The organism is Neobacillus niacini, from assembly GCF_031457145.1.
Taxonomy (GTDB): domain Bacteria; phylum Bacillota; class Bacilli; order Bacillales; family Cytobacillaceae; genus Neobacillus; species Neobacillus niacini_J.
The window spans coordinates 220,795-232,909 of sequence record NZ_JAVDVZ010000002.1 but is presented as its reverse complement, the minus strand read 5'-3'; the positions used below and the strand labels follow the sequence as shown (position 1 = coordinate 232,909).

Annotated in this window: 11 protein-coding genes and 1 tRNA gene; 2 read left to right on the top strand and 10 right to left on the bottom strand. The window is 37.5% G+C overall.

What is annotated here, in order from left to right; all coding sequences use genetic code 11:
• The first annotated feature begins 18 nt into the window (after positions 1-18).
• A complete protein-coding gene (locus J2Y03_RS05945; RefSeq protein ID WP_310191856.1) occupies positions 19-840 on the top strand; it encodes an alpha/beta fold hydrolase in 822 nt (273 codons plus the stop codon).
• Positions 841-1,473: 633 nt separating this feature from the next.
• Here J2Y03_RS05945 and J2Y03_RS05940 read toward each other — a convergent pair.
• From J2Y03_RS05940 to J2Y03_RS05895, 10 genes are all read right to left on the bottom strand, one after another.
• On the bottom strand, positions 1,474-1,845 hold the full coding sequence (locus tag J2Y03_RS05940; protein ID WP_310191855.1) for a hypothetical protein: 372 nt from the start codon (positions 1,843-1,845) through the stop codon (positions 1,474-1,476).
• Positions 1,846-2,416: 571 nt separating this feature from the next.
• Complete coding sequence (locus J2Y03_RS05935; RefSeq protein ID WP_310191851.1) at positions 2,417-2,971, bottom strand: recombinase family protein; 555 nt, start codon at positions 2,969-2,971, stop codon at positions 2,417-2,419.
• A gap of 774 nt (positions 2,972-3,745) precedes the next feature.
• Positions 3,746-5,572 (bottom strand): DEAD/DEAH box helicase family protein, encoded by a 1,827-nt coding sequence (locus J2Y03_RS05930; protein ID WP_310191850.1) that lies wholly within the window; start codon positions 5,570-5,572, stop codon positions 3,746-3,748.
• A complete protein-coding gene (locus tag J2Y03_RS05925) occupies positions 5,565-5,756 on the bottom strand; it encodes a hypothetical protein (RefSeq protein WP_310191849.1) in 192 nt (63 codons plus the stop codon). The genes J2Y03_RS05930 and J2Y03_RS05925 overlap by 8 nt, the downstream gene beginning before the upstream one ends.
• 93 nt (positions 5,757-5,849) lie before the next feature.
• Positions 5,850-6,170: a hypothetical protein gene (locus J2Y03_RS05920; RefSeq protein WP_310191847.1), complete on the bottom strand. Its 321-nt coding sequence runs from the start codon at positions 6,168-6,170 to the stop codon at positions 5,850-5,852.
• Between the two features lie 145 nt (positions 6,171-6,315).
• The gene (locus J2Y03_RS05915; protein WP_310191845.1) at positions 6,316-6,792 is read right to left on the bottom strand and encodes a phBC6A51 family helix-turn-helix protein; all 477 of its coding nucleotides are present in this window, start codon (positions 6,790-6,792) and stop codon (positions 6,316-6,318) included.
• On the bottom strand, positions 6,792-7,046 hold the full coding sequence (locus J2Y03_RS05910) for a hypothetical protein (protein WP_310191843.1): 255 nt from the start codon (positions 7,044-7,046) through the stop codon (positions 6,792-6,794). The genes J2Y03_RS05915 and J2Y03_RS05910 overlap by 1 nt, the downstream gene beginning before the upstream one ends.
• Before the next feature lie 318 nt (positions 7,047-7,364).
• Positions 7,365-8,381, bottom strand: a complete 1,017-nt coding sequence (locus tag J2Y03_RS05905) for a tyrosine-type recombinase/integrase (protein WP_310191840.1) — start codon at positions 8,379-8,381, stop codon at positions 7,365-7,367.
• A gap of 130 nt (positions 8,382-8,511) precedes the next feature.
• Positions 8,512-8,585, bottom strand: a tRNA-Arg gene (locus tag J2Y03_RS05900).
• Between the two features lie 57 nt (positions 8,586-8,642).
• Positions 8,643-9,353 carry a YwaF family protein gene (locus J2Y03_RS05895; RefSeq protein ID WP_310191838.1) on the bottom strand — a complete coding sequence of 237 codons (711 nt, stop codon included), beginning with the start codon at positions 9,351-9,353 and terminating at the stop codon, positions 8,643-8,645.
• A gap of 165 nt (positions 9,354-9,518) precedes the next feature.
• On the opposite strand from J2Y03_RS05895, the gene mutS reads away from it, so the two are divergent.
• The gene (mutS, locus tag J2Y03_RS05890) at positions 9,519-12,113 is read left to right on the top strand and encodes a DNA mismatch repair protein MutS (RefSeq protein WP_310193003.1); all 2,595 of its coding nucleotides are present in this window, start codon (positions 9,519-9,521) and stop codon (positions 12,111-12,113) included.
• The last annotated feature ends 2 nt before the right edge of the window (positions 12,114-12,115 follow it).

Genomic DNA, 12,115 nt, shown 5'->3' with positions numbered 1-12,115 from the left:
GTAAAGGGAGGGGTTTACTTGCAAATCAGTTCAAAATTTATAAATATTAATGGAATTAACACACATTATCATGAAGAGGGCACAGGAAATGAAAAAATCATTTTAATTCATGGCTCAGGTCCAGGGGTATCAGCATTTGCAAACTGGCGATTAGTCATTCCACGTTTAAGTGATTCGTATCATGTTTTTGCACCAGATATTATTGGCTTCGGTGAAACAGATAAATTATCTAATCATGATTATCATATTGGCTTATGGGTAGAACACTTAATCAGTTTTATTGAAGCAGTTTCGAATGAACCGGTTTACTTAGTGGGTAATTCATTTGGTGGTGCATTATCTCTTCAAATCGCATATCGCAGACCGGATTTAGTGAAAAAATTAATCTTGATGGGCAGTGTTGGTACAAAACATCCTATTTCTGAAGGCTTAGACCGCGTATGGGGCTATGAGCCAAGTCTGGATTCAATGAGAGAACTCATTAAATTATTCTCCTATAATCAAGAAGCAGCAAACAATGAGGAACTTGTACGTATGCGTTATGAGGCGAGTATTCGGCCTGATGTAAAAGAATCTTTCTCTGCGATGTTCCCGGCTCCACGCCAAAAAAAATTAGATGAAATGGCATTAGAGGATGAGCAAATTAAAGAAATAGAGACTAAAACATTAATTTTCCACGGCTTAAATGACCAGGTGATTCCAATCGAGCACACTAGCTATCGCCTAATTCAACTATTACCGCATGCAGAATTACATGTCTTTAATGAATGTGGTCATTGGACTCAAATTGAAAAAACAGAGCCGTTCATTGATAATATTTTAACTTTTATAAAAAACTAATCTTTAGTAATGATAGATTTTATTGAAAACTTAGATAAAACAGAAAAACCCTTGCAGCAGCAAGGGTTTTTGTACGTCCCGAAGAGGATTCGAACCTCCGACCTACAGTTTAGGAAACTGTAATTTACTTCCCAGTGTCGACCTAAACAGGAACAAACTCATATATATCAAGCGTTTCAACCATTTAATTACAAAGTCGAGAAGACCAACGTTCACACTGTAGTCCCTCGTTCATTAAAACCGTATATCCACATGATAGCATGGTTTAAGGACAAGGTAAACTGTTGTGTTACATTCATAACTCCGTGATTTAACCCCTCACTCGCTTTACTCCGTTTACTCCTCTATATTAACAAGTTTCAGAAATACAGTCATAATGCTGGTTTCTGCTTGTACTACGTTCCTTTGACTAAGTTCCTCGTTGGGTTCTCTGCTGGGTTCGTTACTGTGTTCCCTAAGACATTCCCTATTCTTACAAATTCTCTGAATGGAGTCATATCAAGTTGTCCACCTCGTACTACTATATTTTCAATAATATATTTGGTAATTTATTCGTTGATATGTTTTTAGAAGTATATTAGTTCAAGCATAGACAGTAGAGAACGACTGGGTTTCTGAACATGTTTAGATACTTCAACTATCATACATTTCACTTTTTTCAAGTTCACTCTTATATACTCTCCTAAACATTTTTTGGTCTTGAACGACTTTCTTAATGTTTTCCTCCGTCAATTTTCCTTTTTCAATCAATCTCACCAGCTGTGCAAAGTGCATTAAATAATAATCATAAGGATATAAAGAAGCTGGTCTCCCACTATTTTTAGCTTCTTCAATTGCATGGTTAACCCTAAATTCGTATTCCTTAAAAGAGTTTTCTAAGACCGTTAACATAATTTCCTGTTCTTGCTCTTTCCTTTTGGTGTAATAACTTCCCCAAACCGTGCTAAGAACTGTTATTGCCGAAACTGCTAAACCACCAATTACACTTATAGTGCTAATGTCCAATGAATTTTCCTCCTTGAAATAGTTCTATTTACATAATTCTACATATTTTACGGTTATTCCTTTATTCCGAGGTTTCAAGAAAAATTATGAAAATATTTATTCAGACTAAGTTCTAAAATGACATACCCCTAGTTCTTGGGTAGGGGACTTTCAATGTCCGTGAGCTTTAAAAATTTTGTTACGTAAATTTTAGACAAGGGAGGAGGGATATTTAGACTAGGTTAGGGGTGGTGTACGGTCTTCTTGAAGAATGAACTAGAGTTTTAATTTTTCTGCAAGCAAAGTTTAAGAACCAGTTGCAGGAGTTTGCTTTGGCTGACCCCCAAACCGAGTGCTTCTGGTGTCTCAACAAAGCTTCAACCAAGTCAAAGGGTGTGTAGATTATACAGAACCTTCAGCTCCAGCTCAAGTCCTCCAAACAGAGCAGAGTGGGAGTCCTCTATTTATTTTATTTAAGCTTTATTTGAAGCGGAAGACCAAGAACATTATCCTCATTGCTATCGTTCAATGTGAGCTAATTATGAAGCTCTCACAGTCCAAACAAAAAGGAGAGGAATTGTTATCCCCTCCATTAGTTCGTGAGTTTTCTCTTAGCTCTTATTAACGTACTCTTGCTAATACCAGTAGTTTCTTCTACCTCTTTGTAGGAGTGTGTTTCCAGTAACTTCAAAGCATGTTCCACTTGCTTCTTACTGAATTTGTTAGGTCTACCTTCCTTGAAGTCCTCACGTTGTTTAGCAATAGCTTTACCCTCTTGAGTACGTTCCACAATCATGTCTCTTTCAAATTCAGCAAACCCACTTAGGATAGTGAAAATCAACCTACCAGTGGGTGTATTTTCAACAATACCCATATTCAAGATATGAACCTTCACTCCGTTGTTAAACAGCGTCTTAATGGTCTCCAGAGCGTCTGTTGTTGACCTTGCAAATCTATCCAACTTGGTAATTACTAAGCAATCACCTTCCTTTAAGACGGATAGGAGTTCATTAAACTGTGGTCGGTCTGACTTAGTTCCTGTGAACTTTTCGGAATAGATTTTCTCGCAACCTTCATTCTTTAACGCTTGAAGCTGTGACTCTAAGTCCTGTTGTACCGTTGACACCCTCGCATATCCGTATTTCACTGTAATTTCCCCTTTCATTTATGACACTAAGTTTTGATACCTCTCGATACCTTGATTTTACTGGAAGGGAAAAACGGTGTCAATACTTTTAAGTTATGACTCTTTTGATAGTTGCATTTTGCACCTCTTAAATAAATTCATGGTTGTATCATTATTCATGGTTATGCAGATGAATTGTTGGAATTACTGGTTTCTCTGGTTTAGTTTTATGCAAGAGGTCATGTTGGACTCACTTTAACACCAAAGTTGGTCACATGAATGGAAATCTGTATAAACGGAATGTTGGTCTGATAAGGTATTGAAAGTAACTCTTTTTATATTTTGTTACATTGGTTGACTTTTGTTGATTAGTTGTCACTGTTCCATAAGAATTGAAATTTCAAAGTTGGACGAGTAAATAAAGGTTACAGCAGATAAATCGGACTATATCGGACATTGTAAACTAATTGCCAACTACCATTTCCTATTAACTGGAATTATCTTGTACACTTTCACAGCGTTCGACTTGGTTATTGAGTCACAGTCAATCAATAGTACACCGCCAGCAAGCTGGACGGAACATAGTTCTTATAAACCCTCAATATTGAATTGGTTTTAAAGCCAATCAAGGAAGGGACGGTTTACCCTTCCGCAGATTGGAAATATAGCACGGTTGTTTACCAATGAAAAAATCACACATTCCTATTAAAGATATTCTTATAGAAAAGTGTGAGTTTTAAAAAGTGAGACATTTCCTATAAAAGATATTCTTATAGAAAGTGTCCCATTTTTGAATTATTGCTTCACAAACTTCTGTCCAACTTTAGAAATACCAAGTTCAAGCATTATCTGTTGAACTCGGGGTTGTTTCAACAGTCGTTGCAATGTCTTTCGGTCAACACCAAGAACTTCCTCATAAATGAATTTACCTTTGACTTCTTGACCTTCACTCATACCCATAAAGAACTCAACCAGCTTGCTTTCAGCTGTTTGTTTCTTATCCGTCAAATTAGTCTTAAACCATTCAACATTGGACTGTGGGAAGTGTTTAGTAATCTCTTGAAGCATATCAACATCCTTGTGGAACATGTAAATGGTCTTTGGTGTATCTGTTGCTCCAAGTCGTACTCGTTCAATATCCTGTATACGTTCGACAATGAGTTCAGCAAGCTTAATTTCTTCAGCTCGTGGGTCAGCCAGCTCATAACCTTTGGTCTTATGCGAATTAAATCCTGTGTCTGGTGTTTCTCCAGTGATTGCTTGAGTTTGACCAAGATAGTGATTAGCTGGTTTAATCAGCCAACCCAAGAACACTCCAGCGTCACAATGAGCGTATTCATTGGAACTCCTACCGTTATCAAAGTGCTTCCACATTATTTTATGTGAGTAATCAGCAAGAGCTTCTTGGTACTTTTCGAGGTCAGCTTTATAAACAACAATCATGACTTGTTTATGCTTTGGTAGAATATCAGTTTTAAGCATATCAACAACACGTTCAAATGCGTTCTTACTATCCTTAAAGAAGGTTCTTGACATTGTAGTCTCGTCACCTAACTTGAAGGTAACGTGTTTATAGGACTTCTTCTCTTGAGGTTGCATGATTAGGAAGTCGTCTGCATAAGTTCCGTAGTCGTAATCAAGTTTAGCTGTTCCGTCAAGTATGAATGAATTGAACTGACTCCACTCAAAGTATGCCCTTTGTGAGTGGTCAACATAGGTCTCACCATGTTGGTTAGTTTGAAGAATACCACCTTTCTTGATTACCTGTTCAAAGGCATATAGTAAGTCGAAGTTGTTCCCCTCATACTTCTGTTCCCATGCAAGTTTCAGCTTCTTAGGAATAAAGAAACTTGGTTGAATTGGTTCTAGTTTAGAAAATTGTTGGGCATGTTTCGTTAGTTTTCTCCTCAACTGTTCATATACAACTTCAAACTTTTGAACAACACCACTACTCCTACCAGCTACCTTTTTAATGTCAAGATACAGTTCCAGTAGTGTCCTCTCACTTAGAACGGACTTTTGAATTAACTTTGGCTTCTCGTCAACAATCAGCTGTTCACGTTTAGATTTACGTCCCTCACTGTCGTAGAACGTACTTATAGACTCAAGGTTTCTTGCATTAGCCTTTCTAGCGAACATTTCTTGTGTGATTACGAGAATAGGATATTTAACTTGGTCTTCCCATTGCTGTTGGTATTCTTCTTTCGTAGCAAATGAATTAGCTCCAGCCAAACCAAAAGCAACCTTATAACCAACAGTTGTATTGATTGCTTCTACAGTTTTTCTTACCTCCTTCAATAAAGGTTTGACGATAATACAACCAAATCGGTCATGTGTACGACTCATGTACGTTGCAAAGACTTCTAGCATGGTACTTTTACCGTAACCACATGGAGCGTTTACAACAATAGGTCTGTCAATGTCTTCCTTGGTACTCCATAGCTTCAAGGTTGCCATAATGAAACGAGCTTGTTCCTTAGTAACCTCCAGCTTTCTTGACTCCATAATGTCAGCAAACATAGAACCCATGATAAGAGCGTGGTCTGAACGATAGCTGTCGTTTATTAATTGTTCGTATGGTTCTTGGTTCATTTTCTCTGGCAATCTAATAAGTTTACTCACCGAAGCTCTCCTCCAGTTCTTGCAAGAATTTAGCGAAGGCTTCATGACCTTCTGCTTCAGTGTCAAATGAACCAAGATTAACCTTTTGAGGAATTGCAGACTTATCAATTAAACTTTCAATAATAGCTACTGCTATATACTTGTTACCGAATGTTTCTGAAACTAACTTTCTAACATGAAACATATCCCAACCTCCATAATTTCAATTTGTTAGTCCAACTCTTAGTGACTCAAATAAAATAAGACCCAACTCGTATGAGCTAGGTCTGTTGATAGTCTAGTTGACCTCAAGTTCTTTCAATAATCCTTCCAAATCAAATTGTTTCTTACCAATGTTGTCTGGACGGAAATCAAGCGAGTCACCATTCTTAAAAATGATACCGTCATAACCGAAAAACAAGGTCTTTAAGTAGATATGCTTTTGAGAATTATCCACATAAAGAATTGGTTGTTCCTCTCGTACTAAACGAACCTTCCCACCTAATTTTTCAAGAAGTTCAAGTTGTTCAAAACTTACTGTAAATTCAAAGATTTTATTGTTTGACCTTACGAAAATAATTGCATAATTCTTCTTTCGTTCAACACCATTTCTTAACATTTTCAATCCACTCCATTTAGAATTTTTTGTTTTGATACTTTCTGTTTAAGTCAACACGATTTATCATGTAGACCAGCAAACTTACAATGAATAAAACTCCCATTAGACACTTGCTCTCCTTTCTGATTTATCGCAAAGGGGAAAGTTACTCCCCTAATAATTCAAGTTCCATTTCTAACACTTCAACCTCTTTCTCAAGGTCAGTGAGTGTCTGCTGGTGTTGTTTGATTTCAAGTGTGTGGTCATTCTTGAGCTTACCTTCAGCTTGAAGAACGTAACCAATGACCTTGATTTTGTGGGCATTACTACCATTCTCAAGAATGTCTTTCATTGCTAGTGTTGCAAGAGTAAACATTTCACCGTAAATGTCTTCAGTAATCTTCTTCAGATACTTTTGGAAGTCTGGAGTTCTGGTTTCACGGTAAACCATTTCTCTTGAAATCTGATAACGGTCAGCAATGTCTTGCATTGACATTTTGGTTGTTGACTTGATAGCAACCAAGAAAGCTATTTCACGTTGTCTCATTGACAGCTTTAAACCGTCATTGTCTTCAATCTTGACTGAAGAATATTGCTCGAACTCTGCTGGTAGATTACTTGTTTTCATTAGTTCATTGTTCATTAGTTACTTCCTCCGTTCTTTGGTCTTGCATGGACTACTTCAAGAAGCTGGTCAATATCTTGATTTAGCTCTTTCAACTTCCTCTTAACCTTTGTGTCGAGACTATCTGAAACATTGATAGCATAATCACCAGTCTGTTCCACTCTTTTGTAATTGACTAAAGACATACCCAACATTTCTGACCATTGTCGTTGAGTCAATCCTAAACACTCTCTGATTCCCTTAACCTCGTATTTCTCAAGTCGTCTATTCAAATTAACTTCCTCCTTCATTGATTCAAAAAGTATCACTAGACTCCAATAAAAAACACTGAAGTCAGTTAAGACTCCAGTGGTTGTTTTCGAGAGGAGTTGGAGGTCAGCTAAACCTCCGTGTCCTAATGGGAGTGGAATACTAATTAGTTCTTCCTAATTAACTGTGTGGCTGTGACCTCTTTTTACAACCTTTTGGTATCAACTATTTTAATTAATCTATACAACGACAACTTTCATTAGTTGTGACTGGTGTCACTTCACGGAGGTTTTACATATAAGAAAACGACCAGTCCATAAAGGATAGGTCGTCTTTTTTGTTTATCTCTTTCGTAATCTCGTAACAGGACTGTAAAGAGCGTGTTGGTTCTTGATTGTCTCGTCGTCCATTTGGATATATTTCCTCGTTGTTGATATTTCAGCATGTCCTACAATCCTTTGAAGTGTGAACACGTCTCCACCATTCAAGATATAGTTTCGACAGAACATATGCCTAAAAACATGAGGGGAAACTCTTTTCGTGATACCAGCTTTCTTGCCATACATGCGTAATCTCTTTCGAAATGAGTTCGGATTGTATTTAGTTCCAATGTTAGATACAAAGACAAATTCCGTTTCGAAATAGGTTTTGTTTTCAGTAACTAACTCCAGTAATAAACGAACAACTTGGTTCGATAAAGGTAAAATTCTTGGTTTACGGTTCTTGTTCTTGGTAGCTGGAAGGATAATGGACTTAGTTTTAAAGTCAATGTCTTTCACTTCAAGGTCACAAACCTCACTTATTCGCATACCAGTGTCCAGCATTAGAAACATAAGCACACGGTCACGAAATTGAGCGTATTCAGATAGGTCTGGAATGGATATGATTCTTTCAATCTCGTCGTCTGTTAGTGGTTCAATATTATCCTCGTCCACTCTCATTAGTTGGATATTTTCAACTGGGTTCTTATTGATAATCTGCTCTTTGTATAACGCATTGAAGAACGCTTTGAGAAACCTTATTCGAACATTAACAGTGAAAGGTGACAGTCCATATACTTGTTTCTTTTCGTTAAAATGGTCTTCTTTCAAATAGACAACATACTCTCGAATAATTCCAGTTGTTATGTCTTCAACGTTGGTCAACTCTGAATAGCTTTCTGATAACCAACTACGAAACCAATTCATGATTATTCCATACTCGTTAAAGGTTCTTTCCCTAACTCCAAGTGACTTCTTCAATGCAAGGAAATGGTCAAAAGCTTGGTCAATGGTATATGTCAAAAATGAGGTTTCTTGGACAACAGCTTTACCTCTTTTCTTGACAATTGGTATTCCTTTTCGTCTACTTGTTGACATAAATAAAAACGCCCCTCTCGTTATTATCAGATACGGATAATGAACGAAAAGGACGCTTACAGTCTCATGTGTTTATTGAGCTGAAACTGTTGGACTCGACTATAGTCAAAACGTTGATATAAAGCTGGTACGTCCCGAAGAGGATTCGAACCTCCGACCTACAGTTTAGGAAACTGTTGCTCTATCCTGCTGAGCTATCGGGACACTTTTATTAGGAACGTTATTTATTATAATGAGTTAAAGGGAAAAGGTCAATATAAATTAACGTTTGTGCCTTTTGTCTCTAAAAATCAACCACACAATCAGACTAAGAGTTATTAATAAAAACTCCATTGATAGGATGTACCAGGGATAGGGACCTAATAAATCCAGCAGGCTAGGACTTTTAGGTTTATAACTTAAAAACATATAATTTCCGTCCACGATCTTATTTATTAGCAGAATGATTGGCATTAAAACATTCAAGAAGATAAATAGTTTTACGACTGACCAAAACGTTGGTCGATAGCCATGAACCCAAGTGAAATAAAGGACAACCCATATCATCATTAGATGAGTATAGAAGAAATGGAAATAGCGAAAATGCGGGAAGTCAAAATTCAATAAAGGGGTAAATAATGCTTGTGATGCACCCAATAAAGCCGTAAATAATAAGATTTCATAGATAATCTTTTTTCGAGTTAACAATAATATGACTGATAAAAGTAGGCTGATACTGCACAATTCTAATGGAATCGCATGGCTGACATCCCAATCTTCATTTACATACATCCAAATATGGTAACAGGATTCTATCAAGATCAAAGAAATGGCTATACCAATCTCCGTGCGTCTCCAGTTTTCAACTTTGAGCTTCTCTCTAAATATAAAAATAGCTGTGGAGACTACAAAAAGAATGGCGATAATGACAAAATGGCTGACAGAAAACATTTCAAAATCATATTCCTCGTAATTGCCGCCAAACCATCCCATTAAGGACCACCCTTTTCTCCTTGATACTATGAATTATATGCAGGCATATTTCATCCTTGACCATTATTTAGATAAAAGAAATTTCTACCTAATCTAAGTCTACACAAAATGTGATATAATAGTTTGTCGAAGAAACACGAAATGATTAAAAAAGTGGAGGTCATTATGGCTGGTTATACGCCGATGATACAGCAATACTTAACCGTTAAGGCAGACTATCAAGATGCCTTTTTATTTTTTCGCCTAGGCGATTTTTATGAAATGTTTTTTGATGATGCAATCAAAGCATCACAAGAATTGGAGATAACCTTAACAAGTCGTGAAGGCGGCAGCGAGGATAGAATTCCCATGTGCGGAGTTCCTTATCATTCTGCACCCAATTATATTGAACAACTGATTTCAAAAGGCTACAAAGTGGCGATATGTGAACAAATGGAGGACAAAAAGCAAACAAAAGGCATGGTTAGAAGGGAAGTTGTCCAACTAATCACACCAGGAACCGTAATGGATGGTAAGTCGTTAACGGATAAAGAAAATAACTACATCGCATCCATTTCATGTTTTGAAGACCACACATTTGGATTTGCCTACACAGATATATCAACGGGTGAAAGCAAGGTAACACAGCTCTCGTCTAATTTTGATGAGGTTCTAAATGAGATTGCGGTCTTAAGCTCGAAGGAAGTGGTTGTCGCAAGTGACTTTGATGCCGAGTTACAAAAGAAAATGCGTGAGCGTGATGTACTGGCGATTTCATTTGAAGATAATAGTTCAATAGAAATGAAATTTTCACATCTTCTTGAAAATCTCAACCAAGATAAGCTAAAGCAAAGTACCGCAAGGCTTTTAAACTATTTATATCGTTCACAAAAGCGCAGCCTTGATCATCTTCAGCCAGTGACTACCTATCAAATTCATCAATATATGAAAATTGATTACTATTCCAAACGAAACCTTGAATTGACGGAAACGATTCGTTCAAAAGGGAAGAAAGGCTCCTTGCTTTGGCTTTTGGATGAAACGATGACCGCGATGGGCGGCAGGATGCTAAAAACGTGGATTGATCGACCCTTACTATCTCGTAAGGAAATTGAGAAGCGTCAAACAATTGTTGAAGTTTTGATGAACAAGTATTTCGAACGTCAGGAGCTTCGAGAAAAGCTGACGGAAGTTTATGATTTAGAAAGGCTGGCGGGGCGTGTAGCTTTTGGTAATGTGAATGCCCGTGACCTCGTCCAACTAAAACGTTCCTTAATGCAAATTCCCTTTTTAAAACAAATTCTTCAGGGGATGCAGCATGAAGAAGTCAATAAAATTGCTGAATCACTTGATCCGTGCGAGGAAATTACAGACTTATTAGAGCAAGCCATTGTTGAGAATCCTCCAATTTCTATAAAAGAAGGTAATATCATTCGTGACGGGTATAATGCCAAGTTGGATCAATATCGCGATGCGAGCCGAAACGGGAAAACCTGGATTGCTCAGCTTGAGCGCGAGGAGCGTGAAAAGACGGGGATTAAATCCTTGAAGGTGGGCTATAATCGAGTATTTGGTTATTATATTGAAGTAACTAGGGCTAACCTTCATCATCTACAAGAAGGGCAGTATGAACGAAAGCAGACGCTTTCGAATGCTGAACGCTTTATTACACCTGAGTTAAAAGAAAAAGAAGCATTAATTTTACAAGCGGAAGAAAATGGCGGCGAACTGGAATACAACTTATTTACCGAAATTCGTGAGATTGTAAAAGAGCATATACCACGCCTGCAGGCAGCTGCAAAAGCGGTTAGTGAGTTAGACGTTCTCCAATGCTTTGCCCAGGTGAGTGAAGAGCGGCGATATGTAAAACCGAAGTTTACAACAGAGGGTAAAGTTGTTCTTAAGGAAGGCAGACATCCTGTTGTCGAAAAAGTGCTGAATGCACAGGAATATGTTCCGAACGACTGCTATATGGACAATGAGCGAGAAGTTCTTCTGATTACAGGACCAAACATGAGTGGTAAAAGTACGTATATGCGCCAAATTGCGTTAACCGCGATCTTAGCGCAAATCGGCTGTTTTGTACCGGCAGATGAAGCAGAGCTACCGATTTTTGATCAAGTATTTACAAGGATTGGGGCAGCGGACGACTTGATATCTGGACAAAGTACGTTCATGGTTGAAATGCTTGAGGCAAGAAATGCCCTTACTAATGCTACGCAAAATAGTTTAATCCTTTTTGATGAAATTGGTCGTGGTACCTCAACTTATGATGGTATGGCTCTAGCACAGTCAATTATTGAATACATCCATAAACATATTGGTGCGAAAACACTGTTTTCAACTCATTATCATGAATTAACAGTGCTCGATGAAGAGCTTGAGAAGTTAAAGAACATTCACGTTAGTGCGATTGAGCATAATGGAAAGCTTGTTTTTCTTCATAAAATAAAAGATGGCCCAACAGATAAGAGCTATGGAATTCATGTCGCGCAATTAGCTGAACTTCCGAGGGAATTAATTGATAGAGCCAATGAAATTTTATCCGCCCTTGAAAAACCAAATGTACAACAAGCTTCTGTAAAAACGGAAGAGAAGAAAATAAAGGAGCAGCCAGCACAGCTGTCTTTCTTTGATGAACCGAAGGAATCGAAGAAACAAGAATTATCTTCTAAAGAAAAAAGAGTACTAGATAAAATGAAAGAAATTGATCTTCTAGATATAACACCGCTTCAAGCGATTAATCTTTTGTATGAGCTTCAGAAAAAGTTGAAAAGCTAGGA